Source organism: Bacillus marinisedimentorum, from assembly GCF_001644195.2.
GTDB classification, from domain to species: domain Bacteria; phylum Bacillota; class Bacilli; order Bacillales; family Bacillaceae_O; genus Bacillus_BL; species Bacillus_BL marinisedimentorum.
Genome location: NZ_LWBL02000039.1, coordinates 24,387 through 49,774, shown reverse-complemented (window position 1 = coordinate 49,774; position 25,388 = coordinate 24,387). Strand labels below are relative to the sequence as shown.

Genomic DNA, 25,388 nt, shown 5'->3' with positions numbered 1-25,388 from the left:
GACAAGGCGACAAATGTCTTGTTCTTTTTTTGTGTGAATTTGTTACGGTGAAGGTCAGTAATAGGATTGGAGTGAGCAGCATGGACAAGCAGGACCGCCGTGAAATCACAATCATTTACAATGGGAAAATCCATAAGATGAGGCTTGACGATGAACAGGAAGAATTGGCCGCATCCCGCGAGCCTTCCAGTTCTCCGCGAATCCCGAGGGCAACGAAAAAAACTTCCGCCCGGCGCCCGTCTAGATCACCGATACCACGCCGTAAGCCGGCTAAACTCATTCACCTTCCGCACAGGAAAGCGGGTAGCAGCCGCTCCAAAGGAAATGGATTGAATCGATGGCTTCTGCCGCTGGCTGGGGCCATCGTGATTGGAACACTTCTCGGAATAATGATTCTTTCATTGCTCGTCCGCAATGATTTGCCCGTTGAACTGAAAGCGGCCGGGGAAGGCGGCGAAGAAGTGCAGGATGCAGGTGCCGGGGGCGATGTGATTCCGGCCTACAGCGCACAGGTCATCCAGGGAGGGGCTTTCTCGACAGAGGATACCGCAGCTGAATTCGAAAAAAACCTACATGAAAAAGGGTATCCAGCGGTTGTGATGCCGGCCGGCGACAAAGCATTCCTTTTTATCGGAATCGCGGAAGGAGAAGATATCCAGGAGATCGCTGAAACGTATAAACAGACTGGCCAGGATGTGTATACGAAAGCTTTTTCGGTGGACGAGCAGCCCGTTTCCGAAAAAAAACTGAAACAATACTACGAAACAGGTTTATCCGTCCATGAAAAACTGGTGTCCTTAACCGGATCTGCACTTGCCGGAAATACAAAACCAGGCGCGGGGAATGACAGCCTTGAAAAAGCGTATGAAGAATGGGCAAACCTTGAGCAAATTGACAAAACTGCAAAAGCTTTCGGCGTGAAGCTGAATGCGGCTTATGCTTCATATAATAAATGGGCATCGGCCGGCAAGGATCGCAACCTCTGGGATGCCCAGCAGGCATTGCTGGACGGGCTCGTAATATATAAGGGATGGACAGCTGAACAGCGTTTATGATAAAAGGACCGGAAAAATTCTCGGTTCTTTTTCTGTTTTTTAGGGAAAGGGACTGGGAAAAGGGAAAAACATCTTTTAAAATGGGACTGGGACATCAGACAGAAAATCACTGTCTTTGTCGAAATGTATAGAGCTGTGCATTTTACATATTAATATTTGTCGAAAGTGGCTTGCTTTGCTATGCTATAGTCACTGAAATAATGAAGATTTTGGATAAAAGGGTGGATAACAGGATGAAGCGATTGATTCTGGCATCCGGTTCTCCAAGGAGGAAAGAACTGCTTGAAAACGCAGGGATTTCCTTTGAGGTTGTGCCGAGCACAATTGAAGAGAGAATGGATGAAACAAAAGAAGTGCATGACATCGTCATGTCGCTTGCACTGCAAAAAGCTGCAGATGTTGCAAAAAGCTATCCTGAAGGGTTTGTACTCGGGGCGGATACAGTGGTGGCGCTTGATGGGGAAATATTGGGCAAGCCGGAAGACGATATGGCGGCGCGCGAAATGTTAAAGACTCTGTCCGGCCGTGTACACACTGTATATACAGGCGTGGCCCTGGTAACTCCGCAAGCAGAGAAAACATTTTATTCATCAACCGATGTCCGTTTTTGGAATCTTACCGAAGAAGAAATAGAATCTTATCTGGCAAGCGGCGAGCCGTATGATAAAGCTGGTGCCTATGGCATACAGGGTCTCGGCGCGCTGTTTGTGAAAGAAATCAGCGGCGATTATTTCAGTGTTGTCGGGCTTCCTGTTTCAAGGACAGTCCGGGAACTGTCCGCACTCGGCTTTTTTAAAAATTGACGAGGGGCTTTTTCACCCTTGTTCTTTCTCCTTTGCCGCCCCTTGAAAGGAGAATGTTGATTGGCGACAAATCCTGCCCTTATGATAAGGGATTATCCTGATACGGAGCGCCCGCGGGAACGGATGCTCTCAGAAGGAGCTTCCGGCCTGTCGAACACGGAGTTGCTGGCCATCCTGCTTCGTTCGGGGACTAAAGATACGTCGGTCATGGAACTTGCCGGGAGCCTTATCCGGCATTTCGAAGGACTCCGCATGCTGAAAAATGCTTCTGTGGAAGAACTGACGGGAATCAACGGAATCGGTGAAGCGAAAGCGGTCCAAATTCTTGCAGCAGTGGAAATCGGCCGCAGGATTGGCCGCCTCCAGTACAATGACCGATATGCAGTAAGGTCCCCTGAAGATGGTGCCAGGTTTGTGATGGATGATATGCGTTTTTTGACGCAGGAACATTTTGTCTGTTTGTATTTGAACACAAAGAACCAGGTGCTGCACCGGCAGACTGTATTCATAGGAAGTTTGAATGCGTCCATTGTTCATCCGCGAGAGGTTTTCAAAGAGGCCTTCCGGAGATCGGCTGCTTCGATCATCTGCATCCATAACCACCCGAGCGGGGATCCGGCGCCGAGCCGCGAAGACATTGAAGTTACGAAACGCCTTGTCGAATGCGGCAGAATCATTGGCATTGAAGTACTTGATCATTTGATTATCGGAGATCAAAAATTCATTAGTTTGAAAGAAAAAGGATACGTATGATACTATCCTTTTGATTTCGTTTATCGTATAATTAAAATTATGAGTTTTTACACATAAGAAAGGGAGATACGTGAATGCTGGGTTTTGGTGGATTTTCTCGAGATATGGGAATAGACTTAGGGACTGCTAACACGCTTGTGTATGTTAAAGGAAAAGGTGTCGTTGTTCGGGAGCCCTCAGTCGTGGCATTGCGTACAGATACAGGTTCCATAGAAGCTGTTGGTAACGATGCGAAAAATATGATCGGCAGGACTCCGGGGAACATCGTGGCCGTACGCCCGATGAAAGACGGTGTCATTGCTGACTTTGAAACTACTGCAACGATGATGAAATATTTTATAAAGCAGGCACAGAAAAACCGGTCCGGTTTTGCCCGCAAACCGAATGTGATGGTCTGTGTGCCATCAGGAATCACCGCAGTTGAAAAACGGGCGGTTGAGGATGCGACAAAACAAGCCGGGGCTAAAGAGGCGTATACGATTGAAGAACCGTTTGCAGCGGCAATCGGAGCGAATTTGCCTGTATGGGAACCGACCGGAAGCATGGTTGTCGATATCGGCGGCGGTACGACAGAAGTGGCCATCATCTCACTTGGAGGCATTGTCACGAGCCAGTCCATCCGAGTGGCCGGCGATGAAATGGATGAAGCGATCATCCAGTATATCAAGAAGACGTACAATTTGATGATCGGTGAGCGCACAGCTGAAGCGCTCAAACTCGAAATCGGTTCAGCCGGAGAGCCGGAAGGCGTGGAAGACATGGATATCCGCGGCCGCGACCTCCTCACCGGGCTGCCGAAAACGATTACCGTCACCGCGAAGGAAATTTCAGGTGCACTGAAAGATACGGTTGAACAGATAATTGAAGCTGTTAAAAACACATTGGAAAAAACACCGCCAGAACTGGCAGCGGATATTATGGACCGCGGCATTGTTCTGACAGGCGGGGGTGCACTGCTCCGCAATTTGGACAAGGTAATCAGCGATGAAACGAAAATGCCGGTGCTTGTTGCCGAAGATCCACTCGATTGTGTTGCTATCGGAACAGGAAAAGCCCTTGAAAATCTTCATCTATTCAAATCAAAGACAGGTATCACTTCCAGGTCGAGAAAGAAATAAGAGGGTGTAGTCATGCCACAATTCTTTTTCAATAAACGGCTTATCGTCCTGCTAGTAAGCATCATCTTTCTCGTGGCATTGATCGGTTTTTCCTTGAATAACCGCCAGCAGCTGTCCTGGCCGGAACAGTTAGTCAAAGATACGACCGGATGGTTTCAGTCGGTCTTTCACCAACCCGCTCAATTTGTAGCGGGTTTCTTTGAAAACGTAGATGAAATGAAGAATTTGTACAGCGAAAATGCGAGGCTCAAGGCCCGCCTTGACGAATATGTAGAGCTTTCAATCGAAGCTAACGAGCTTAGGGATGAAAACGGTCGGCTCCGGAACATCCTTGATAAAAAAGATGACTTATCGGATATGAATCCGATCCAGGCCACTGTCATTGCCCGCAGTCCGGATCGCTGGAATGAAATGATTACTGTCAATAAAGGAGCACAGCACGGTGTGAAACAGGATATGGCTGTCATCACACCGGACGGCATGCTTGGAAGGGTCAAATTCACTGCCCAGTTTACGTCGAGTGTCAAGCTGTTGAGCGGTATGGACCGGACAAACCGCATATCTGCGGTAGTCAGCGGCAAAGAAAAAGTGTTCGGCCTTATCGAAGGATATGACCCGGACAAGCAGGCATTGCTGTTTAAGCGTATCCCGTTTGATGTGGAAGTGAAAAAAGGGGAAATGGTTGTGACCTCCGGCCTTGGCGGTGTCTTTCCTGAAGGGCTCGTCATCGGGGAAATCATTGAGGTGCAGTCGGATGAATACGGATTGACCCAGACAGCGCTGATCAAGCCTGCCGCAGACTTTTATGATATTGACCATGTGGTGATCGTGGAACGGCAGGCTGTTTCTCCGGAACCTGAATTGGATCAGCAAAAGGAGGATGATGAGGGATGACCAGAGCCATCCTTCCTTTTGTTGTCCTGTTCATTTTGATCGCTGAAAGCATTTTTGCAGACAATATGCCGCCTGAGCTGTTCGGGCTGCTTTATTTGCCCGTACCCCACTTTTTATTTATTACCATCCTGTTCATCGCCATTTTTTATGATCCTGTATATGGAATTTATTACGGCATGTTCACAGGCTTGCTTTATGATCTGGTATACACTGATATTATTGGCATTTATATGTTCACGTTCGCTTTTTTTGCCTATATCACTGTCCAGCTGATGAAGTTTCTTCATGCCAGCTTTTTTGTCGTGCTGCTTGTCGGTCTCGGCATGGTGGCTGCACTGGAATTTACGGTTTATGGGATGTACAGTTTGATCGGCATTACCCATATGCTGTTTGAGACTTTCCTGAATAACAGGCTTTATCCGACGCTCATTTTGAATGCGCTATTCGTCCTGGCCGTCTTTTTTCCGTTCAGGAAATGGTTTATCGACCTGCGGAAAGCCAATCTGCAGGAAAGCTGAACCGGTCTTCCGGAAAAAAGGAGTTCCGGACGATTTGTCGAATTATTATTCTCTGAGGTGAACAGTTCATATGGGACACAATCAGCAATACGTGGCGATCAAAGGCACGAAAAAAGGCTTGACCCTGTACATCGATGACAAGTGTTCGTTTGATGAGCTCCTTAAGGAGCTTGACCATAAACTCTCTTCTAACCATCATCAAGATGAAGAACGCCCCCTGGTTATTGTCCGTCTGGAAGTGGGCAATCGCTATTTGACAAAGGAGCAGGAAGAGCAGATCCGTGAATTGATCCGCACCAAAAAGAATCTAGTCGTAGAAGAAATAAACTCCAGTGTCATGACCAAAAAAGAGGCGCGCGAATGGAAAGAAAGCCAGGAAGTGCTGTCCGCGGCCAAAATTGTCCGTTCAGGACAGGTTCTGGAGGTGAAAGGCGACCTGCTTTTAATCGGCGATGTCAATCCCGGCGGTACCGTCAAGGCTGCAGGCAACATTTTCGTGCTGGGGGCATTGAAAGGAATCGCTCATGCCGGCTGCAACGGAAACGAAGATGCCGTCGTCGCTGCTTCCATCATGAAACCATCACAGCTTAGAATCGCAGATGTGATTTCAAGGTCACCCGATTCGAAAAACGAAGAAGATCAACTCGATATGGAATGTGCCTATATAGATGAAAACCATCAAATCCTGATTGAGCGGCTTCAGTATTTGACCCATATCAGGCCGCAGTTAAACAGGTTGAAATAGAAAGGGGAATGCAGCGTGGGAGATGCAATCGTCATCACATCTGGCAAAGGCGGGGTAGGTAAGACAACCACTACAGCGAATATCGGAACCGCTCTGGCCCTTACAGGAAAAAAAGTGTGCCTTGTTGACACGGATATCGGTCTACGGAATCTGGATGTCGTTATGGGGCTTGAAAACCGGATTATTTATGATCTTGTCGATGCTGCTGAAGGCCGGTGCCGGCTGCAGCAGGCCTTGATCAAAGATAAGCGGTTTGAACATTTATATTTGCTGCCGGCTGCCCAGACCAAAGATAAGTCGGCGGTGACACCTGGACAGATGGTAGAAATCATTAACGAGCTTAAGCAAGACTTCGATTATATTCTGATTGACTGTCCGGCCGGTATCGAGCAGGGCTTCAAAAATGCCGTCGCAGGTGCGGACAAGGCGATTGTCGTCACCACACCGGAAGTGTCATCCGTAAGAGACGCTGATCGTATCATCGGCCTTCTGGAACAGGAAGATCAAATCGAGTCGCCGCGCCTTGTTGTCAACAGGATCCGCAATCATATGATGAAAAGCGGCGATATGCTTGATGTCGATGAAATCGTTTCTGTCCTGGCTATCGACCTGCTTGGAATCGTCGCTGATGATGACAATGTCATCAAGGCTTCCAATAGCGGTGAACCGATCGCGCTTGATCCTTCAACGAAAGCGTCAATCGCCTACCGCAACATTGCTCGCCGGATACTCGGTGAATCAGTCCCGCTCCTCTCATTGGAAGAGGAAAAAGGAATGTTCGCAAAGATGAAGAAATTTTTCGGAATCCGTTAATTCAGCCTGAGGGGAATCTTTTCAAACGGACGCCCTGAAACTGCCTCTTCAAATGAGACTGAATTCAATAACCGTGCTAACTGTTATTGACAGGATGATATATCGGAGGATTTATCTGTTGACAAGGGTTTACGGAGGCTCCGTACAGCCTCACCGCTTGTTGCATTCCGGGCTGCGGGGCTTTGGCTCGTCCGTGTTTCCGAAGGATGTTGTTAAACATCAATCCCTGAATTCTCACCGCATGCAGGGAAAGCGGAGTATCACCGGATCCCCTTGTACCATTTATTTTTGTCTTCAGCAATCCCCTCCGACGGGAGCGGCAGGAAAGGTATAACCCCGCCGGAGGCTCGCCTCCAGACAGCGGCAAAGAATACACCATAAGTGCGACCGAAGGCAAACAAGAACGGATACCGCACTATGCTCCTGGTGAAAGCAAGCATCTGCATCGGAAGCCGACTCCACTTTCAAATTAAAATATTCATGAAACGCTCTGTCTCTGGCAGGGTTTTTTTGCTGTTAAGGAAAATATAAAATTGTTGCGTTGTGGATAAAAAGCGAGAAGGGAGTCATCCAGCTCCAGGCGCCAGCGGCTATCGTCATAAGCGGTGATCCCCTTCGGAAGGAAAGATCACCTTCCTGCGGGTACCCCCGCTTATGCGTACGCCGCTAAGCGGGCGCCTTGCGCTTTTGTTCTTTTGTGCTGAAATCCGGTTTCCTCCTGACTCCCTGCAAGTCACCATATCAACACCGAACGCTAACTCATAAACCACACGGACAAGTCATAGGATGATAGTAAAAAGCCGAAGGATGGTTGTGAATATGAAAAATCGAGTGACAGAAGCGCGCAAACGAATTGAAAAGCGCCGGCAGGCCAGTAAGGGCAGGGTTGTGAAACAAGAGGGCAGACCGGGCCGCTACGTGAAGCTGCCGGGAGTGGAGGAGAGGCATGGACTGGCGCCGCTCAGTTCCCAGGAATTTCAGAAAACAGGCAGCAAAGGGCATCCTCTTTTCAACAGGGAGTGGCTTATATTCAGGATTCTGACCGCCTCCGCCTTGTTTTTATCTGCCGGAATATTATTCAAGGATACGACTCCGGCTCTTGATGAAGCCCGTTCGGCTGTGACGAGCACGTTCGAGCAGGAGTTTCAGTTCGCTGCCGTTTCTACCTGGTATAAAGACACATTCGGCACACCGGTCGCTCTTCTTCCGGAAAAGGAGGCGGAACGTGAAGGGACTCCTGCCGGCGATAAACTGGAGAGTTCTTATGATTATGCGGTGCCGGTAATCGGTGGAAAAGTGACGGAAAGCTTTGAGAAAAACGGTGAAGGGATTCATCTTGAAACAGGCGGAAATTCGGCTGTTGAAGCTGTAAAAGAGGGAATTGTCATTTTTGCAGGCCAAAAAGAAGAGTTCGGAAATACGGTCATCATCCAGCATGCCGACGGCACGAAAACATGGGAAACGTGGTATGGAAATCTGGAAGATATAGATGTACGGCTATACGACTTCATTGAAACAAAAACAAGAATCGGAACAGTGAAACAGGGGGACAGCGGTGCGGGATCATTTTATTTTGCGATTAAGCAAGACGGTGACTTCATCGACCCTTTAAAGGTGTTCCCGTTTGAATGACCTATTCGGCAAAATCCATATTCATCCGCTTTTTTGGCTGGTACTCGGACTCGGAATCGCTTCCGGCCGTTTTACAGAAGTCGTTTTATTGTTCGCGGTCGTCTTCTGGCATGAAATTGGCCACGCTGCTGCGGCTGCATATTACAAGTGGCGGATCACCTCTGTCATGCTGCTGCCGTTCGGAGGGGTGGCGAAGGTGGAAGAATACGGAAACAGGCCGGCTGCAGAGGAGGCTGCTGTTATCCTTGCCGGTCCAATCCAGCACCTATTTATTGCGGTCCTCGCCATTAGCTTAAGCATGAATGGTTTGCTTGCTCCTGACTTGTTCCGCCGCTTGATGGAATATAATTTGACTATCCTTCTGTTCAATCTCCTCCCGGTCTGGCCGCTGGACGGAGGAAAACTGCTGTTTCTCCTGCTCTCCGTGCGTCTTCCCTTTAAAAAAGCCCATGCTGTTATGCTGCTTGTTTCCCTGGGGTTGCTGATCATATGCTCGGCTGCTGTTTTTTTTGTGATCCCTTACCAGCTTAATTTGTGGCTTGTATTTTCATTCATCCTTTTTTCTCTCCGGCAGGAGTGGAAGCAGCGGGGGTACCTCCTGATCAGGTTCCTGCTTGAACGGTATTCAAGGCCTTCCATTACTGCCGGAAAACCGGTCGTCGATTATTCTGTCCGCGGAGATGAACAAGTGACCGGCCTGTTTCCGCTTTTTTACCGAACCAAAAAGCATTCTTTCCACCAGGAAGGCGTGCCGGAAAAGAATGCCGAAGAACAGCTTGTCCTTCAGGCATATTTCAAAGAGAAGCGGACCTCCTGTACAATCGGGGAGCTTTTCGATTAGAATAAAGGACAGCACATAATCGGGAAGTGGGACGATGAGACATCTAATTTTGAATATGGCGGGCACGGAAAAACGGATGGCTGTTCTTGAAGGCAGCCGGTTGGCAGAAGTTGTGATCCGCCATCCAGGGAAAACCAGCATACTCGGCAATATATATAAAGGAAGGGTCATTGATGTTCTGCCCGGAATGCAGGCCTGTTTTGTCGACATTGGAATCGGAAAAAACGGATATTTGCATCGTGATCAGCTGCTTTCTTTTAAACATAACAAGAAGGCAGAAGGCGAAAAGGACAGCCTTTCCATTTCGCAGCTTGTGAAACAGGGCGAAGAGCTCATTGTCCAGGTGGTAAAAGAACCGACCGGTGACAAAGGGCCGAAGCTGACCAATATTGTGGAAGTGCCGGGCCGTGGACTTGTATATTTGCCGGACGGGAACTATGTTGCCGTTTCAAAACGGGCTGCTGATTCCGAACGGGAAAAAATGAAATCAACAGCCCGCCTGCTGACTGAAAACCGTGAAGGATTGATTGTGCGGACGGCGGGCCTCAGCTGGGAACTAGGCGAGATGAAAGAGGAACTCCGCTATCTCAGAAGGCGATGGCGGGAAATGACCAGCACATACTCCGGCCGTTCAGCCCCCATATTGATCTATGAAGAAAATGACTTCATCGAACAGATCATGACGGATGCCGGCCTTGAAAATATCAGGCTTATCACTGCCGATGACAGCTTGGTCTGCAATAAGTTGAAAGAAAGACTGTCAGGTTATTCCGCTGCTGCAGCTGAAGTCGAGTTCTATAGAGGGGAAAGAGGCATATTTTCGGCATTCGGGCTTGAGCAGCAGATTGAAAAAGCGCTCCAGCAAAAAGTCTGGCTGAAAAGCGGCGGTTATCTCGTCGTTGAAACGACTGAGGCAATGACGGTCATTGATGTGAACACCGGGAAATTCACAGGCCGGCGCGTCCTTTCCGAAACGGTGTACAAAACGAATATGGAGGCGGCAACCGAAATTGCAAAGCAAGTACGGCTAAGAAATTTATCAGGTATTTTGCTGATTGATTTCATTGACATGAAAAAAGACACAGACCGCAAAGCTGTACTGAAAGAGTTGCAGCAGGCTTTTTCATCTGACAAACAGCGGACCGACATAAAAGGATTTACGAGACTCGGCCTTGTGGAAATGACGAGGAAAAAAACAAGGCAAAGCCTGTTGGAACAGATGACAGACCCCTGCCCGTCATGCAGCGGAACCGGCCGGGTCCGGTCAAGCTGGGAAGTGCTGTACATGCTTGAAAGGGAACTGCTTGATTACAGCCGTGACGATGCGGAAGCCGCCTGGGTGGAGGCGTCGGCTGATGTTGCCGGACTGCTTCGTACCGATAAAGAAAGATTCGATAATATAGCAAATAAAAAGCTGTTTATCACCATCTCGGATGCTGTCCGGCCGTTTGCGGTCATCCGCCGTCTTGGAATGATTGCGGAGATAAAAGAAAGCATTGCGAAACGCTGAGAATCCGTTGACAAATGAATGAATGATGTGATACGATTTATTTTGTTATTAATTTGTAGCGCACCCGGCTACAACCGCTCAGACCAGGTATTCAAGCATAGTCACCTGTGATGGCGAGTCTTAGTAAATGAGGAGGTGCAGAAATGTACGCAATTATTGAAACAGGCGGAAAACAAGTTCGTGTTGAAGAAGGCCAGGAAGTTTACGTTGAGAAATTGGACGTGAATGAAGGCGAAACAGTGACGTTCGACCGCGTACTGATGGTTGGAGGCGACGACGTTAAAGTCGGCAGCCCGGTTGTTGACGGTGCTACTGTTACAGCGAAAGTTGAAAAGCACGGCCGTGCGAAGAAGCTCACTGTATTCAAGTACAAGCCGAAGAAGAACTATCGCCGCAAGCAGGGCCATCGCCAGCCGTACACTAAAGTTGTCATTGACAAAATCAACGGTTAAGGCTTCGGCTTATGATAAAAGTTGAAGTCAGCCGGAACGATAACGGCACGATCTCGTCTTTTGAGATGAGCGGGCATGCCGAAAGCGGCCCGTATGGACATGATCTCGTTTGTGCAGGTGCATCTGCGGTTTCGTTCGGTGCCCTGAATGCTGTCATGTCCCTTCTGGATGTGGATCTGGAAGTGAGCCAGGGGGAAGACGGCGGCTTTCTCCGCTGTGTTGTCCCAGAGACAGACAAAGACACAGATGAGAAGGTACAGCTGCTCCTTGAGGGCATGCTCGTATCGCTGCAGACGATTGAAAATGATTATGGGAAATATATTACAATTAAAGATCGCAGGAGGTGAATACCATGCTTAAACTGAATCTTCAGTTCTTCGCTTCCAAAAAAGGTGTAGGTTCAACAAAGAACGGACGTGACTCCATCTCCAAGCGCCTTGGCGCCAAGCGTGCAGACGGACAGTTCGTATCCGGAGGTTCCATCCTTTACCGCCAGCGCGGTACAAAGGTGTATCCTGGTGAAAACGTAGGACGCGGCGGAGATGACACTCTATTCGCTAAAGTTGACGGCGTCGTTAAATTTGAGCGTATGGGCCGCAACCGCAAGCGTGTAAGTGTATACCCGGAAGCAAATGAAGCGTAAGCCAAAAAAACTCTAACCGAATCGGTTAGAGTTTTCTTTTAGGCTCGTGCAGCAGCCCGGGCAGCCGGCTTATACATACATGAAGTACTCCCCGAAAAGGTGCCGGCATGATGGACAGCATTAAGCACAATATGAAAAATATCTTTCAGGCCTTTTAACTATGGCCTGCTGAGGAAAATGATAATTGTGGGAGTGCAGAGTATGAAAAACAATTGGAAAACAGTCGATGTGCTCCGTTATGCACGCCATGACTGGCTGAATAAAATCCAGCTGATCAAAGGGAATCTGGCTTTGGATCGGATTGACCGGGTAAACGAAATTGTGGAAGAAATTATCATCGGGGCGCAAAACGAGTCGAAGTTGACGAATTTACAGATTCCTTCTACTGCAGAATGGGTATTGACGTATAACTGGACCTCTTCACCGCTTTTTCTTGAATTTGAAGTATCAGCTGACGAAGCGAATATATCCGCCTGTGATGCCACCCTTGTCCAATGGCTCCGGGAATTCACAACAGAGCTGCAAAAGCTGGTGGATAAAGGATATGAACAGCATTTGATGCTGACGTTCCAGCTTATGGGCGGTGATCCGAGGATGGCAATCGATTTCACCGGCGGTCTGATTGATGCTGGCCCGCTCCGTGAGTGGTGCCATGAACATACGGAAACACCCTGCTTTGATTTCCGTGAAGCTAGTTTCACAAGTGAAGAAGTGACAGGGATTTTGGAATTCAGGCAGGATTGAGATAACAGGCTTTGAACAAACTAAATCAGAATGGGTTTTAAAGCGAGGTGAAAACAATGTTTGTCGATCAGGTTAAAGTATATGTGAAAGGCGGCGATGGCGGCAACGGCATGGTTGCTTTCCGGCGGGAAAAATATGTGCCGAAAGGCGGCCCGGCGGGCGGCGATGGCGGTAATGGTGCAGACGTCGTTTTTGAAGTGGATGAAGGATTGAGGACGTTGATGGATTTCCGCTATCAGCGCCATTTCAAGGCCAAACGCGGGGAAAATGGCATGTCAAAGAAACAGCATGGCAAAAATGCTGCCCCGATGGTAATCAGTGTGCCTCCGGGCACGATTGTGACTGATGATGATACTGGTGACACGATTGCTGATCTTGTCAAACATGGACAGCAGGCTGTCATTGCAAAAGGCGGACGCGGCGGAAGGGGAAATACCCGATTTGCGACGCCGGCAAATCCGGCGCCTGAGATTGCCGAAAACGGCGAACCGGGCCAGGAACGCAACATCCGGATGGAATTAAAGCTGCTTGCGGATGCAGGCCTTGTCGGATATCCGAGTGTGGGGAAATCCACTCTGCTGTCTGTTTTGACATCTGCCAAGCCGAAGATCGCCGAGTACCATTTCACCACCCTTAAACCGAATCTCGGTGTGGTTGAAACAGAAGATAACCGGAGCTTTGTCATCGCTGACTTGCCGGGCCTTATTGAAGGCGCCCATGAAGGTGTTGGGCTCGGCCACCAGTTTCTCCGCCACATTGAACGGACTCGGGTCATTATTCATGTCATTGATATGTCGGGAACCGAAGACCGGGATCCTTACGAAGATTTCCTTACCATAAACGACGAGTTGAAAGAATATAATTTGAGGCTTACGGAACGGCCGCAGATCGTAGCAGCCAACAAGATGGATCTTCCGTCTTCAAAGGAGAATCTTGAAGTATTCAAGGCTAAAGCCGGTGAAGATATCCCGGTTTATCCAATATCGGCTGTGACACGCGAAGGCTTGCGGGACATGTTGTTCAAAGTGGCCGACCTTCTTGAAACGACACCAGAGTTCCCGCTGATCGAGCCGGAGGCGGAAGAAGAGGAACGGGTGCTGTACAAGTTTGAAAAAGAAGAACAGCCATTTTCCGTGACCCGTGAAAGTGACGGCACGTTCGTCGTTTCAGGGGAGAAAATCGAAAAGCTGTTCAAAATGACAAACTTCAATCATGAGGAATCCATCCGCCGTTTTTCAAGGCAAATGCGGAGCATGGGAATTGATGATGAACTCCGGCGCCGCGGTGCCGAGGACGGAGATACAGTTCGCATCCTGGAATATGAATTTGAATTTGTCGATTAAAGAAAAGAGGCAGGCTGGCGGATAAGCCCGGCCTGCCTTTTGATATTTTCGTGCAGAAGGGAAATATCGGATGCCTGTGGAAAAAAGCGGTAAGTGCAGGCTGGGGAATACGAGCAAAGAGACATGGCAGCTTAGTCCGTGGAAAGGGAGAGGATTCCCCGGTCAACCTGAAACTTGTCCGATAATTTGGGCAGCCATTAAAAAAACAAGCCGGAAAAGTAAAAATGACTTTGGAAAGCGGACCATTTCCATTAGAATGATAATATGGCTTTTCACACACGGCATGTTATGAATGCTGTGTACATTGCGAGCGGTCCAAACCGGCCGAAACTATCAAATAGCGAAGGGTGCGGGAAGTAATATGTCCCATTCAGATCAACAATTTTATCTTGTAAGTGAAGATATTTTGCCGGAAGCGATGAAAAAGACGCTTGAGGCCAAAGCACTTTTGGAACGGGGAAAGGCTGAAAATGTAAGTGAAGCGGTCAATATGGTTGACCTCAGCCGCAGCGCTTTTTATAAATACAGGGACCGGGTATTTCCATTTCATACAATGGTGAAAGAGCAAATCATTTCATTGTTTTTCCACCTTGAAGACCGGTCCGGTACACTTTCCCACTTGCTTGGGATCGTAGCGGGCGCGGGTGGAAATGTTCTGACGATTCATCAGACGATTCCGCTGCAGGGGCGTGCCAATGTGACGCTTTCCCTTGACACATCAGGTTTAAAAATTGAAATTGATGAGCTGATCAATCGGCTCAGAAAAATGGAGTTTGTTGAACAGGTCGATATTCTGGGGACAGGTGCTTGATGACAGACAGAAAGGCAGATGGAGAAGAGATGGGAAACAGAGTAGGTTTTTTAGGGCCAAAAGGCACATTTACAGAATATGCAACAGTGCAGTTGATGCGGGATCGGGAGCATGTGCCATTTCCGACAATACCGGAATGCCTTGATGCAGTAGCGGAAGGAAGCGTCGATTATGCGGTTGTTCCGCTTGAAAATGCGATAGAAGGATCGGTCAACTTGACGATCGATTATTTGATTCATGAACAGCCGCTTCCGATAGTAGGAGAAGTAATTGTGCCGATCACCCAGCATTTGATGGTTCATCCGCAAAACGAAGGGAAATGGGATAAAATCTCTGACGTCTATTCCCATTCACATGCGATTGCCCAGTGCCATCAGTTTTTTCACCGCAATATGCCTGTTGTGAATCTGCATTATATGAATTCAACTGGACTGGCGGCCGCTTTTGTGAAAGAACATCCGGACAGGTGCATTGCGGCTGTCGGAAACGAGTTTGCCGCAAAGGAATACGGCCTTGAAGTGGTCAAACGCAATATCCACGATTTCAACAATAATCATACACGCTTTATGGTCGTTGCCAGGAAAGATACCGAGATTGCATCAACTGCGGTCAAGCCGTCGTATAAAACGACGCTCATGGTCACCCTCGGCGATGATTATTCAGGAGCGCTGCATCAGGTGCTCTCGGCATTTTCATGGCGTAAATTAAATTTGTCCAAAATTGAATCCCGTCCGACAAAGACGGGACTTGGAAATTATTTTTTTATCATAGATGTGGAAATGAAGCTGGACGGCGTCCTTATCCCTGGTGTGAAGGCCGAGCTCGAAGCGCTTGGCTGCCGGGTCACCATTCTCGGGAGTTATCCGTCCTATTTTTTTCGATGATATCATGAAGCTTGCCTGTCGGAGGACCTCCAATCAGGACCGGAGCAGGTAGCCGGCCCGGTCAAGTTCGCGGCAGGCTTCATCAAGCTGTTTATTCGTGTCGGCTTCTATCGTATGCAAGTGCGTTCCATCTGTAAGCTCAGATAAGAGAGCTGCGTTCGTATTTTCCATTTTTTCCAGAAACAGCTCGACTTCCTGCCGGGTCGAAACCATGACCGAGGCAGTTAAATCTCCGTAGACAGGATGTTCGATTGTTACGTCCTTTACGGTCACCCCGTGGTCGGCAAGGATAAAAAGTTCGTTGCGTGTCTCTTCGGGATCATGCTTGCATGCGATAACACGCCGCCTTTTTTCTCCCTCTTGTTTCATATTCATATATAGATATCCCTGAGAGGTTGCGATAATCGGTTCTTTTTTGGCTTTTAAAAGGGAAATGTCCTGTACGACTACCTGGCGGCTCACGTTTGTGCGTCGGGCCAGTTCAGTGCCTGTGAGCGGCCGCTCAGCTTCCTTCAGCCATTTCAAAATCATCTCTCTTCGTTCTTCACCGAGGATTTTTTTTTCTTCCCTCATTTCGTTCACTCCTTTATTCTTTATCGTCTTGGGACAGGCAGCATTTCCTTTATGGCATGTTTGAATACATCCACTGTTTTATCAATCTCATCCCCGGTTGTCATGCTGCCGAGTGATATCCTGCAAAAAGAACGGGCTTCATCAGCTGTCCTTCCGATTGCTGTAAGCACATGGGATGGCTGCTGCTTACTGGAACTGCATGCAGAGCCTGTCGCAAATGCGATGCCATTGCGGCTGCAGGCCTGCATCAGCATCTGTCCTTCCATTCCTTCAACACGGAGTCCGATAATATGCGGGGCTGTTTCCTGCGGATGTCCTTCAATCATGATCTTCCGATTCCCATCCATTATACCTGATAAGAATTTCTTTCTCAGCTTCCGGTTTTTGTTCAGGCGGATTTCCTGTGTACTGACTGTTTCTGAAGCAGCAGCAGTAAATGCCGCAACTGCCGGAAGATCGACAGTTCCAGGGCGGAACCCATTTTCATGAGCTGAATTGGGATAAAAAGGGTCAAATCCGATAGCAGGGTTGATATAAACGGCACCCGTTCCTTTTGGCCCGTTTATTTTATGGGCGGATGTCGTAAAGCTGTCCAGTCCGGCTGACAGCGGGTCAAAATCCACCTTTCCAAAAGACTGGACACAATCGCTGTGAAAAAGTGCTCCCGTACCTTTAAGCACACTCCCCAACTCTGAGATAGGCTGAATTGTACCGATTTCAGAATTGACATGCTGGATGGAGACGAGTTTCGTTTCGGGCCTTAAAGCAGCCTGCAATGCTGCCGGGCTGATTCTTCCGTATTTGTCAGGCTTTAGGCGGGTGACAGAAAAACCATCTTTTTCGAGCATGGAAAATGTGTTGAGGACCGATGGATGTTCAATTTCAGTTGTAATCAGATGCCGTCCGGATCCGCCGCTATCAAATCTGGCCAGCGAAGTGATGGCAAGAAAATTACCTTCGGTGCCACCGCTTGTGAAATACAGCCCCTGTGCAGGGACATTGTGCAGTACAGCAAGTTCTTTCCGTAAAATATCAAGCATTTCTTCCGCAAGCTGTCCTTCCTCATGAAGGCTTTTCGTATTGGCGTAAAACCTTCCTGCGGCAGCAGCATATGCTGCTAAAGCCTTTTCAGACATGGGTGTTGACGCTGCATGGTCAAGGTAAATCATAGCATTTCTCCTTTTCATAAGAAGACTCTGATTGTTTTGCATCTATTGGATAGCACTCACTGGTTCATAAACAGGCGGATTGGTGCTGATATGCGGGACAGCGAAAGCTATGATGAAGCAAACGCCCGCCCTTTGGTAAAGAAGACACCGTGAATACGACTGTAGGGAAGCAAGAACAGATGCCGCTGGTGAAAGGGGGGAACTGCGGCGAAAATCAAATCCCCCTTTGTTAAATTGCAAAAAGAAAAAACCCTTGTACTCAATTAAAGGATATGTAATGATAAGTGTCAAGACATATGTAAAAACACATGGGGGATGGGACATGGATAGATTCAGTGATGTTGTCATAATCGGCAGTGGCCTTGCAGCCCTTGCCGCTGCAGACCATCTTTCTGCGCACTTGAATGTGAGGATAATCACAAAAGGAGCTCGCCACCAAAGTAATTCAATGAAGGCGCAGGGCGGGGTAGCGGCAGCCATTGCCGGTGAAGATGACCCGCAGGCCCACTTTGACGACACAATGGCTGCCGGTTCGGGGTTTAATGATAGTGAAGCAGTAAAGCATCTGACAGCAAAAGGTGTTGAATTATTGACTGAATATATTAAAGAAGGATTACCTGTGGACCGTTCATCCAATGGGGAGATTGAGCTCGGGATGGAAGGGGCCCACACCAGAAGGCGCATTATACACGCCGGGGGTGACGCGACAGGCAAACATTTTACGAAATGGTTCCAGCAGCGTATCAGCGGGAGAGCAGCTGTGGAGGAGAACATGACAGCGGTTGACCTGATTATTGAAGGCGGCCGATGCATCGGTGTTACAGCCATGGGTAAAAACGGCAGGGAAAGCAGGTATTATGGCCAATCGGTATTGATTGCTTCCGGCGGCTATGGAGCTCTTTACGCACACTCTTCAAATGATCTTTCCATTACTGGCGATGGCGCTGCTATGGCCTATCGGGCAGGCGCAGCTCTTTCGGACATGGAGTTTGTCCAATTTCATCCGACAATGCTGTTTGCAGGCGGTAAAGTCAAGGGGCTAATCTCCGAAGCGGTCAGAGGAGAAGGGGGAAGGCTGGTAACCGAATCCGGCAGGCGGCTGATGAAAGGAATCCATCCATTATTGGACCTTGCTCCCCGTGACATTGTGGCAAGGGAAATCTTCAAGGCGGAACGGATGAGGGAACGGGTCTTCCTTGATATCTCGCAGATTAAGGAATTTGGAAAGCGGTTTCCGTCTATTACCGGTCTCTGTGAATCCAATGGCGTGGCAATTGGTGCCAATACACGTATTCCTGTAGTTCCGGGAGCCCATTTCACGATGGGCGGCATTGAGGCGAAAACAGACGGCCGGACAAATATCCCTGGACTATATGCGGTAGGCGAAGCGGCCTGTACAGGTGTGCATGGCGCCAATAGGCTAGCGAGTAATTCCCTGTTGGAAGCCATCACTTTTGCATCCGGGTTTGCTGAAACCGTACTTGCCGAGACGGCAGTTAAAAAAAGTTCCATACAGTTCGCCGGTCCCCTGCAGCGGGAGCCGGTCAACAAAATCCTATTGCCAGACAAAGAAGAAATCCGCGCGGTAATGTCCAAATATGCGGGGATTCACCGAAACGAAATTGGATTAAGGACTGCAAAGCGTTGGTTTGAAGAGATTATTCCCGATTATAGGAGTGTCAGCCTGAGCGGATTGTCGCTGTCTGAAATTGAAGTGGTGAATATGCTGACAACCAGCTGGCTTGTCGTAACTGCGGCTTTAAAAAGAAATGAGAGCAGAGGCTGCCATTTCCGCGAAGATTTTCCCGCTCCGGATGACAAAGTATGGAAAACCCGGCATGTAATTTTTCAATTGGAAAAGAAAGGCGAAGTGGTGGAGTCGAGATGAATAAAATAAAACTTGAGAAATTATTTAAAACTTTTTTTATGGAAGATATCGGAGAAGGAGATTTAACAAACCTCAGTGTATTCGATGGAAGTGAACAGGCTAGCGGGATTTTCCTTATAAAAGAGGAAGGTACAATCGCCGGGCTGGAGCTCATTTATGAAGGATACCGGCTGCTTGATCCTTCAGTCACGGTGACCTACATGAAGAAAGACGGGGATCTGGTTAAACCTGGGGAAGCTGCAGCTGAAGTCCGGGGAAACACTGCCGCCCTTTTGAGCGGAGAACGGGTGATCCTTAATCTTTTACAGCGTATGAGCGGGGTGGCAACCACAACAAGAGCTGCTGTAGAAAGCCTCGGGAACAATTCAATAAAAGTGACCGATACCCGCAAAACAACGCCCGGCCTAAGGATGCTGGAAAAATATGCTGTAAGGTGCGGCGGCGGCATCAATCACAGACTCGGGCTTTATGATGCCGTAATGCTTAAAGATAATCATATTGCTGCTGCCGGCGGAATATCGGAAGCGGTGGACCGAGTCCGGAAAAAGATTGGGCATACCGTCAAAATAGAGGTCGAGACGGAGTCCGCCGATCAGGTTAAGGAAGCGGTGCAAGCGGGTGCAGATATCATCATGTTTGACAATTGCTCGCCACAGGAAGCGGCAGAATGGAGAAATTTGGTGCCGCGCCATATAGTCACAGAAGTCTCAGGCGGGATAACGCTTGATAATATAGCTGATTACCGAAATACCGGCATAGATGCGATTTCACTTGGAATGCTTACACATTCTTTTAAAGCACTGGATATCAGTTTCGATATTTCCTAAATGAATTTGAGCAGAAGGGATGGGAGAGAGAAAAATGGATATTTTGGAACTTATGGATAAAAACGGAAAAGCGAAAATCCCTAACGATTACTATAATATGGAAAGAACAGAGCTGGAAGAAAAAATTCGGAATGCGAAATTCGAACTTGGGGATAAGCTTTTCATACCCGGTCATCATTATCAAAAGGATGAGGTTATCCAGTTTGCGGATGCAAGGGGTGATTCGCTCGAACTGGCAAGGCTTGCAGAAAATAATGACCGGGCAGAGTTTATCGTATTTTGCGGGGTTCATTTTATGGCCGAAACCGCCGATATTCTTACAGGTGCCAGCCAGCAGGTGATCCTGCCGGATATGAGGGCAGGATGCTCGATGGCGGATATGGCAGATATTCACCAGACAGAACGGGCATGGGAGATGCTTAGCAGAAAATTTGGAGATACGATTTTGCCGCTGACCTATGTGAATTCCACTGCTGCCATCAAGGCATTTGTCGGAAAACATGGCGGTGCGACGGTAACTTCCTCCAATGCAGAGAAAATGGTCAAGTGGGCTTTTGACCAAAAGGAACGAATCCTTTTTTTACCTGACCAGCATCTTGGCCGTAACACTGCATACTCGCTTGGCATCCCACTTGAACAAATGGCTGTATGGGATCCTGTTACAGGAACACTTGAAACAGAGGGAAATCCAGATGAAGTAAAAGTCATCCTCTGGAAAGGCCATTGCTCGGTCCATGAAACGTTCACCACAGAGAACGTGCAAAAGATTAGGGTACAGGAACGGGACCGCAGAATTATTGTTCACCCCGAATGTACGTTTGAAGTTGTACAGGCAGCAGATGAAAATGGTTCAACCAAAAAAATCATCGAGACAGTGACTGCTGCAGTTCCGGGCTCTAAATGGGCGATTGGAACGGAAATGAACCTCGTAAACCGGTTAATAAAGGAAAATCCCGATAAAGATATAATCAGCCTGAATCCATATATGTGCGCCTGTCTGACGATGAACAGGATAGATTTGCAGCATCTGGCATGGTCACTTGACAATATCCTGGAAAATAAAATCACAAATAAAATTTCTGTCGCTCAGCAAACCGCCGAAGACGCCAGGCTGGCGCTTGAGCGGATGCTTAAGCTGGCATAATGAAATCCCTCCGTGCATAAGTTGTTGTGAATGATAGTGGCAATTTGCCCAGTGAGTCATATACTGTAGTGACTTTGCACAGGAGGGAGATTCGCTCGTGAAAATTCATATCGTCCAAAAGGGAGACACCCTTTGGAAAATCGCAAACAAGTATGGAGTTGACTTCGGTGAACTTAAGCAAGTGAATTCACAGCTGAGTAATCCGGATATGATTATGCCGGGAATGAAAATTAAAATTCCTACCGGCGGGGTGCCAGTCAAGAAAAAGCAAATGCAGGCTGCGCCGAAAATGGAGGTTAAACCTGCCAAAAAAATGGAGATGAAACCTCCGAAAGCCGTATCACCTTATGCCCAGCCGGAAAAAATCCTGCCGATGGAGGATCATGAGTCTTCGGATACGTATATCAACATGATTCAGATGCCGATCAACTATGCACCGCAGCAGCCGCCTCAGCATCATTATTCCTATACATTCCAGATGCCCCAGTATCATCAGCCGATGAAACCAGAGTCGATGGAAAGCCCGGAAAAGATGGTTTCGCCTGCTGAAGAAGAGGCACCGCCAATGTCGAAAATGCCGCAAATGCCGATGCATCAAATGCCGATGGATCAAATGCCGCAACAAATGCCAATGCAACAAATGCCGCAACAAATGCCGCAACAAATGCCACAACAAATGCCAATGATGCAGCAGCCTGCCATGCAGGTTCCGCCTAATTGTGTTCCATGCTCACCTGTTCTTCCGGGTTCCGGTTTGCCGGGCGGCGGAGATGGATATGGCATGGCTGCACCTTATGGCAGCCAGCAGATGCCGGGGACATGGCACGGGATGAATCCGGATATGGATAATGATATGAATATGGGTATGAATCCGGATATGGATATGGATGAAAGTCCTGAAATGCCGCAAATGCCAGGTTACGGCATGCAGCCGGGCTACGGAGCGGGACCAGGCTACGGAGCGGGACCGGGCTACGGAGCGGGACCAGGCTACGGAGCGGGACCGGGCTACGGAGCGGGACCAGGTTACGGAGCGGGACCGGGCTACGGAGCGGGACCAGGCTATGGAGCAGGACCGGGCTACGGAGCGGGACCAGGTTACGGAGCGGGACCAGGTTACGGAGCGGGACCAGGTTACGGAGCAGGACCGGGCTATGGTATGGCCTTCCCTGGGACATATGGACAGCGCGAGTCCGAACAGATAGATCCCGCTTACCCGGGAGCAAGGTTCCCGTTTGACGAAGAGAGCTATGACTGAGTTCAGGGACAAAAGAGGCGATATCAATCGAGATCGCCTCTTTTTTCTGTTAGAAACCGAAGGTGATTTGATTGCCAGAAGCTATAATTTTTTGAAGAAGAACGTTGCGGTGGTTAAATCTGATTTACAGAACCTGCTCCTTAAAGGATACTCATCTGAAAAGAAAGCAATCCAGCAAATCATTCTTCTGCAGCAGCTCAAACGAAAAGGGTTTGAAAAAATCCCGTCTTTTTTAGCGTTTCCTGCCGGACAGTGGACAATTCCAGGGGAAGGGTACTACTGGACGATCAGTGAGTATATCGAAGAAAGCAGCGAAAAATTTTCTTATGGCACTTCAGCTGGACGCCAGGAAGGCCTGCGTCTTCTTATGTCCTTCCACGAAAAGGCTGCTGATCTTCCGCAGGAGCTCGTGACTGCTTTTCCGCAGTTTTCCCTGTATGAAAAATGGGCGCTTCGTTTTCAAGAATTTCAGCAATCAGCACCGCTAACAGCCAGGTGGGTCGGAAGAGAAGCTGTTGATGAATTGCTCTCATGGGGAGAACTTTTTTTCCGGGAAACAGAGCCCCGGCAGTTAGATGAATTGGAAAGGGAAGCGAGAAAAGAGGGCCGGTTCATCCACGGTGACACGGTACATCACAACTTCCTTCAATCAAGCGGCGGGCAACTTTACTTGATCGATTTTGATCTTGCCGCCCCGGCGCCTCAGGCTTATGATTACCTCCAGTATTTAAATCGGACACTGCCGCATTGCGGCTGGAGAATTGGTGAATACGAAAAGGCCCTTGGCCGTCTGATCCATGAGGAATGGTTTTCGCTTGCTCTAATTTTCCCCGCTGATCTTTACCGGGAGTGGAACCGGTTTTTCCGGTACCGGAGCAAAAGGAACGATGCGAGGAACCTGCGTGATTTTACGCTCCGTGAACTGTCGAACAGGAAGGCGTTTGTCCTCAACACTGCAAGTGAAATTTAAACATGGCGCGGTTAATGTCCAGCCTTCCGGAAACTAACAGTGTAAATCTGCCCCCTTGATGCCATCCTATAGGAGAAAGGGGGTTTTTCCATTGAATAAAAAAACATTAATCCTTTCATCTGTTCTATCTCTCGGCAGTCTGGCGGCATGTAATATGGACGACAATGTGCGTAACGAACGTTTTGAATACCCTGACCAGATCAGTTTTTTCCATGAAGGAAATGACGGCAGGGGACAGACAGGTTATGGCGGGAACTACATCAACCGCGGTCCCGACGGCATGATCACAGATATAATTGACCGTGATGGAAACGCGGACGGTGAAGAACAGCCCATTAAACGTTATGCGGATTACAATTACAGCGGTCATGTCGATTCACTTGAACAGAAACCGCGTTCATCTTATTTCAACCAATACGAAGGAGCCCTCGCTGAAAAGATAACGCGCAGGGCGATGCGCATTGATGGAGTCGGTGATGCCAGGACGGTTGTTTATAAAGATCGTATACTTGTGGCGGTGCATACAGACGCAGCAGATAAAAACCGTATAAAAGCGGAGGCGGTGAACGTGGCCAGGAAGTTTGCTGAGGGCAGAAAAGTCGATGCTGTGACCGATGACGCGACCTTCGCCCGCGTGCGGAATATCGATAACGATTTACGGAATGGACTTCCGACAGGTGAGATTAAAGAAGATATCCGTGATATGTTTGACGGCGAGGATGCGGTTATTGATTAGCGAAAAAACCAGGCGTGAACTTCCGCCTGGTTTTTCTGTGGTGAGAAAGGGCCGTATAACGTAACGTGTTCTTTCTATAGTGGACTTGTCAGTCAGCAAATGGGAAGGTATATTGTTCGCTGTTACATAACAATGAATCACAAAGAAGCGGTCAGAGTATTAAAAGGCATAAGTGCGACATCCGTATTTGCTGCATTTCGGCCGCAATCACGGTGTCTTTCTCAGCCAACTTGATGAGCGTATCCTTAAAGAACACGACCATATGCGGTTCCGCCATAAAATGAAGCGGACGAGTTTTTGACCAGAAAAAAAACGGTATGCTAGGCTATATTGTAGTGGGAATTGGGAAGATACCTGAATTTTGAGTTATTATATGGCCTCAAGAATAATGGAATAGCCTGTATCAGCATCATGTTCTTTTCATAAACCAACAGGTAATAATTTTTACAGGGGGAGGAGCGGCCAATGGCAGGACATTCGAAATGGAAAAACATACAGAGACGGAAAAATGCACAGGACGCAAAACGCGGCAAAATATTCATGAAGCTCGCAAAGGAAATATTTGTTGCCGCCAAGAATGGAGATGGTGATCCGGAAACCAATCCGGCACTCCGACTTGCTGTTGATAAAGCGAAAGCGAATAACATGCCAAATGACAATATTGAGAGAGCAATTAAAAAAGCGACCGGGGGCCTTGACGGTGTGAACTACGAAGAATTCACATATGAAGGTTACGGGCCCGGAGGAGCAGCGGTTATGGTGAACGTTCTGACAGACAATAAAAACCGGACAGCAGCAGCGGTACGCCACGCTTTTTCAAAAAATGGGGGGAACCTCGGTGAAAATGGTTGTGTGTCCTACATGTTTGACCCTAAAGGTTACCTTGTTATTGAAAGGGATGGTCTTACTATCGGGGAAGATGACATGATGCTGCAAGTGATTGATGCCGGGGCCGAAGAAATTGAAACGACGGATGAAACGTTTGAAGTTTACACAGACTTCGAAAGTTTCGATAGGGTCAAAACAGTATTAAAAGAGAAAGGGTTTGAATTTTCGACCGCTGAAACGACGATGGTTCCCCAAACGTATACGCATGTTGCGGGTGGTGATGAGGAAAAGCTGTTAAAGCTGATCGATATGCTGGAAGAAGAGGAAGATGTACAGGATATCTATCACAATTTTGATATGAATGATGAAACACACCTCTGATGGATAAAGACTTCCATTTTTGTTCATACTATAATTGAGCAAAATGGAAGTCTTT

At 48.2% G+C, this 25,388-nt stretch carries 27 protein-coding genes and 1 other annotated feature; of the genes, 25 read left to right on the top strand and 2 right to left on the bottom strand.

All coding sequences use genetic code 11. The features are described 5' to 3' along the window. The first annotated feature begins 80 nt into the window (after window positions 1–80). From A4U59_RS11335 to pheA, 18 genes are all read left to right on the top strand, one after another. Window positions 81–1,055, top strand: a complete 975-nt coding sequence (locus tag A4U59_RS11335) for a hypothetical protein (protein WP_070120816.1) — start codon at window positions 81–83, stop codon at window positions 1,053–1,055. 233 nt (window positions 1,056–1,288) lie between these two features. Beyond that, a complete protein-coding gene (locus A4U59_RS11330) occupies window positions 1,289–1,858 on the top strand; it encodes a Maf family protein (protein ID WP_070120815.1) in 570 nt (189 codons plus the stop codon). 81 nt (window positions 1,859–1,939) lie between these two features. After that, complete coding sequence (gene radC, locus A4U59_RS11325) at window positions 1,940–2,611, top strand: RadC family protein (RefSeq protein ID WP_070120853.1); 672 nt, start codon at window positions 1,940–1,942, stop codon at window positions 2,609–2,611. A gap of 74 nt (window positions 2,612–2,685) precedes the next feature. Further along, the gene (locus A4U59_RS11320) at window positions 2,686–3,729 is read left to right on the top strand and encodes a rod shape-determining protein (RefSeq protein ID WP_070120814.1); all 1,044 of its coding nucleotides are present in this window, start codon (window positions 2,686–2,688) and stop codon (window positions 3,727–3,729) included. Window positions 3,730–3,741: 12 nt separating this feature from the next. Continuing rightward, on the top strand, window positions 3,742–4,623 hold the full coding sequence (gene mreC, locus A4U59_RS11315; protein WP_070120813.1) for a rod shape-determining protein MreC: 882 nt from the start codon (window positions 3,742–3,744) through the stop codon (window positions 4,621–4,623). Next, a complete protein-coding gene (gene mreD / locus A4U59_RS11310; RefSeq protein ID WP_070120812.1) occupies window positions 4,620–5,141 on the top strand; it encodes a rod shape-determining protein MreD in 522 nt (173 codons plus the stop codon). The genes mreC and mreD overlap by 4 nt, the downstream gene beginning before the upstream one ends. A 70-nt stretch (window positions 5,142–5,211) precedes the next feature. Beyond that, window positions 5,212–5,886, top strand: coding sequence for a septum site-determining protein MinC (gene minC, locus A4U59_RS11305; protein WP_070120811.1), 675 nt, complete (start codon window positions 5,212–5,214; stop codon window positions 5,884–5,886). Between the two features lie 15 nt (window positions 5,887–5,901). Continuing rightward, complete coding sequence (gene minD, locus A4U59_RS11300; protein WP_070120810.1) at window positions 5,902–6,699, top strand: septum site-determining protein MinD; 798 nt, start codon at window positions 5,902–5,904, stop codon at window positions 6,697–6,699. A gap of 819 nt (window positions 6,700–7,518) precedes the next feature. Then, complete coding sequence (locus tag A4U59_RS11290) at window positions 7,519–8,331, top strand: M23 family metallopeptidase (RefSeq protein ID WP_070120808.1); 813 nt, start codon at window positions 7,519–7,521, stop codon at window positions 8,329–8,331. Next, window positions 8,324–9,172 (top strand): M50 family metallopeptidase, encoded by an 849-nt coding sequence (locus tag A4U59_RS11285; RefSeq protein WP_070120807.1) that lies wholly within the window; start codon window positions 8,324–8,326, stop codon window positions 9,170–9,172. Before A4U59_RS11290 ends, A4U59_RS11285 begins: the two co-directional genes overlap by 8 nt. Window positions 9,173–9,206: 34 nt before the next feature. Then, window positions 9,207–10,682: an Rne/Rng family ribonuclease gene (locus tag A4U59_RS11280; protein WP_070120806.1), complete on the top strand. Its 1,476-nt coding sequence runs from the start codon at window positions 9,207–9,209 to the stop codon at window positions 10,680–10,682. A gap of 62 nt (window positions 10,683–10,744) precedes the next feature. Continuing rightward, window positions 10,745–10,813, top strand: a sequence feature (ribosomal protein L21 leader region). 12 nt (window positions 10,814–10,825) lie between these two features. Then, a complete protein-coding gene (rplU, locus tag A4U59_RS11275) occupies window positions 10,826–11,134 on the top strand; it encodes a 50S ribosomal protein L21 (protein WP_070120805.1) in 309 nt (102 codons plus the stop codon). Between the two features lie 11 nt (window positions 11,135–11,145). Next, complete coding sequence (locus A4U59_RS11270; RefSeq protein ID WP_070120804.1) at window positions 11,146–11,481, top strand: ribosomal-processing cysteine protease Prp; 336 nt, start codon at window positions 11,146–11,148, stop codon at window positions 11,479–11,481. A 5-nt stretch (window positions 11,482–11,486) separates the two neighbouring features. Beyond that, window positions 11,487–11,777, top strand: a complete 291-nt coding sequence (gene rpmA, locus A4U59_RS11265) for a 50S ribosomal protein L27 (protein WP_070120803.1) — start codon at window positions 11,487–11,489, stop codon at window positions 11,775–11,777. A 201-nt stretch (window positions 11,778–11,978) separates the two neighbouring features. Then, on the top strand, window positions 11,979–12,521 hold the full coding sequence (locus A4U59_RS11260; RefSeq protein WP_070120802.1) for a Spo0B C-terminal domain-containing protein: 543 nt from the start codon (window positions 11,979–11,981) through the stop codon (window positions 12,519–12,521). 56 nt (window positions 12,522–12,577) lie between these two features. Continuing rightward, window positions 12,578–13,864, top strand: coding sequence for a GTPase ObgE (gene obgE, locus A4U59_RS11255; RefSeq protein WP_070120801.1), 1,287 nt, complete (start codon window positions 12,578–12,580; stop codon window positions 13,862–13,864). Window positions 13,865–14,225: 361 nt separating this feature from the next. After that, window positions 14,226–14,675 carry an ACT domain-containing protein gene (locus A4U59_RS11245; RefSeq protein ID WP_070120799.1) on the top strand — a complete coding sequence of 150 codons (450 nt, stop codon included), beginning with the start codon at window positions 14,226–14,228 and terminating at the stop codon, window positions 14,673–14,675. Next, on the top strand, window positions 14,675–15,559 hold the full coding sequence (gene pheA / locus A4U59_RS11240) for a prephenate dehydratase (protein ID WP_245680541.1): 885 nt from the start codon (window positions 14,675–14,677) through the stop codon (window positions 15,557–15,559). The genes A4U59_RS11245 and pheA overlap by 1 nt, the downstream gene beginning before the upstream one ends. Window positions 15,560–15,592: 33 nt before the next feature. Here the strand turns inward: pheA and A4U59_RS11235 are convergent, their stop codons facing one another. Beyond that, window positions 15,593–16,132: a transcription repressor NadR gene (locus A4U59_RS11235; RefSeq protein ID WP_070120798.1), complete on the bottom strand. Its 540-nt coding sequence runs from the start codon at window positions 16,130–16,132 to the stop codon at window positions 15,593–15,595. Window positions 16,133–16,152: 20 nt separating this feature from the next. Beyond that, complete coding sequence (locus A4U59_RS11230; protein WP_245680540.1) at window positions 16,153–17,319, bottom strand: IscS subfamily cysteine desulfurase; 1,167 nt, start codon at window positions 17,317–17,319, stop codon at window positions 16,153–16,155. Between the two features lie 304 nt (window positions 17,320–17,623). Between A4U59_RS11230 and nadB the strand changes: the two genes are divergently transcribed. The 7 genes from nadB to A4U59_RS11195 all read left to right on the top strand — a co-directional run bounded on the left by nadB (window position 17,624) and on the right by A4U59_RS11195 (window position 25,333). Continuing rightward, window positions 17,624–19,189 (top strand): L-aspartate oxidase, encoded by a 1,566-nt coding sequence (gene nadB / locus A4U59_RS11225; RefSeq protein ID WP_070120796.1) that lies wholly within the window; start codon window positions 17,624–17,626, stop codon window positions 19,187–19,189. After that, window positions 19,186–20,016 (top strand): carboxylating nicotinate-nucleotide diphosphorylase, encoded by an 831-nt coding sequence (nadC, locus tag A4U59_RS11220; protein WP_070120795.1) that lies wholly within the window; start codon window positions 19,186–19,188, stop codon window positions 20,014–20,016. The genes nadB and nadC overlap by 4 nt, the downstream gene beginning before the upstream one ends. A gap of 34 nt (window positions 20,017–20,050) precedes the next feature. Continuing rightward, window positions 20,051–21,160: a quinolinate synthase NadA gene (gene nadA, locus A4U59_RS11215; RefSeq protein WP_070120794.1), complete on the top strand. Its 1,110-nt coding sequence runs from the start codon at window positions 20,051–20,053 to the stop codon at window positions 21,158–21,160. A gap of 97 nt (window positions 21,161–21,257) precedes the next feature. Then, a complete protein-coding gene (safA, locus tag A4U59_RS22220) occupies window positions 21,258–22,418 on the top strand; it encodes a SafA/ExsA family spore coat assembly protein (protein WP_070120793.1) in 1,161 nt (386 codons plus the stop codon). Next, window positions 22,396–23,388, top strand: coding sequence for a phosphotransferase (locus tag A4U59_RS11205; RefSeq protein ID WP_157888171.1), 993 nt, complete (start codon window positions 22,396–22,398; stop codon window positions 23,386–23,388). The genes safA and A4U59_RS11205 overlap by 23 nt, the downstream gene beginning before the upstream one ends. A 91-nt stretch (window positions 23,389–23,479) precedes the next feature. Next, entirely contained in the window at window positions 23,480–24,124 is a 645-nt protein-coding gene (locus tag A4U59_RS11200; protein WP_070120791.1) for a YhcN/YlaJ family sporulation lipoprotein, read from the top strand. 465 nt (window positions 24,125–24,589) lie between these two features. Next, window positions 24,590–25,333, top strand: coding sequence for a YebC/PmpR family DNA-binding transcriptional regulator (locus A4U59_RS11195; protein WP_070120790.1), 744 nt, complete (start codon window positions 24,590–24,592; stop codon window positions 25,331–25,333). Window positions 25,334–25,388: the final 55 nt, after the last annotated feature.

What these genes read in the sequence shown, in the direction of transcription:
- A4U59_RS11335 (WP_070120816.1), top strand. Translation starts at nt 81, where the DNA reads ATGGACAAGCAGGACCGCCGTGAAATCACAATCATTTACAATGGGAAA.
- A4U59_RS11330 (WP_070120815.1), top strand. Translation starts at nt 1,289, where the DNA reads ATGAAGCGATTGATTCTGGCATCCGGTTCTCCAAGGAGGAAAGAACTG.
- radC (WP_070120853.1), top strand. Translation starts at nt 1,940, where the DNA reads ATGATAAGGGATTATCCTGATACGGAGCGCCCGCGGGAACGGATGCTC.
- A4U59_RS11320 (WP_070120814.1), top strand. Translation starts at nt 2,686, where the DNA reads ATGCTGGGTTTTGGTGGATTTTCTCGAGATATGGGAATAGACTTAGGG.
- mreC (WP_070120813.1), top strand. Translation starts at nt 3,742, where the DNA reads ATGCCACAATTCTTTTTCAATAAACGGCTTATCGTCCTGCTAGTAAGC.
- mreD (WP_070120812.1), top strand. Translation starts at nt 4,620, where the DNA reads ATGACCAGAGCCATCCTTCCTTTTGTTGTCCTGTTCATTTTGATCGCT.
- minC (WP_070120811.1), top strand. Translation starts at nt 5,212, where the DNA reads ATGGGACACAATCAGCAATACGTGGCGATCAAAGGCACGAAAAAAGGC.
- A4U59_RS11290 (WP_070120808.1), top strand. Translation starts at nt 7,519, where the DNA reads ATGAAAAATCGAGTGACAGAAGCGCGCAAACGAATTGAAAAGCGCCGG.
- A4U59_RS11280 (WP_070120806.1), top strand. Translation starts at nt 9,207, where the DNA reads ATGAGACATCTAATTTTGAATATGGCGGGCACGGAAAAACGGATGGCT.
- rplU (WP_070120805.1), top strand. Translation starts at nt 10,826, where the DNA reads ATGTACGCAATTATTGAAACAGGCGGAAAACAAGTTCGTGTTGAAGAA.
- A4U59_RS11270 (WP_070120804.1), top strand. Translation starts at nt 11,146, where the DNA reads ATGATAAAAGTTGAAGTCAGCCGGAACGATAACGGCACGATCTCGTCT.
- rpmA (WP_070120803.1), top strand. Translation starts at nt 11,487, where the DNA reads ATGCTTAAACTGAATCTTCAGTTCTTCGCTTCCAAAAAAGGTGTAGGT.
- A4U59_RS11260 (WP_070120802.1), top strand. Translation starts at nt 11,979, where the DNA reads ATGAAAAACAATTGGAAAACAGTCGATGTGCTCCGTTATGCACGCCAT.
- obgE (WP_070120801.1), top strand. Translation starts at nt 12,578, where the DNA reads ATGTTTGTCGATCAGGTTAAAGTATATGTGAAAGGCGGCGATGGCGGC.
- A4U59_RS11245 (WP_070120799.1), top strand. Translation starts at nt 14,226, where the DNA reads ATGTCCCATTCAGATCAACAATTTTATCTTGTAAGTGAAGATATTTTG.
- pheA (WP_245680541.1), top strand. Translation starts at nt 14,675, where the DNA reads ATGACAGACAGAAAGGCAGATGGAGAAGAGATGGGAAACAGAGTAGGT.
- A4U59_RS11235 (WP_070120798.1), bottom strand. Translation starts at nt 16,132, where the DNA reads ATGAGGGAAGAAAAAAAAATCCTCGGTGAAGAACGAAGAGAGATGATT.
- A4U59_RS11230 (WP_245680540.1), bottom strand. Translation starts at nt 17,319, where the DNA reads ATGAAAAGGAGAAATGCTATGATTTACCTTGACCATGCAGCGTCAACA.
- nadB (WP_070120796.1), top strand. Translation starts at nt 17,624, where the DNA reads ATGGATAGATTCAGTGATGTTGTCATAATCGGCAGTGGCCTTGCAGCC.
- nadC (WP_070120795.1), top strand. Translation starts at nt 19,186, where the DNA reads ATGAATAAAATAAAACTTGAGAAATTATTTAAAACTTTTTTTATGGAA.
- nadA (WP_070120794.1), top strand. Translation starts at nt 20,051, where the DNA reads ATGGATATTTTGGAACTTATGGATAAAAACGGAAAAGCGAAAATCCCT.
- A4U59_RS11195 (WP_070120790.1), top strand. Translation starts at nt 24,590, where the DNA reads ATGGCAGGACATTCGAAATGGAAAAACATACAGAGACGGAAAAATGCA.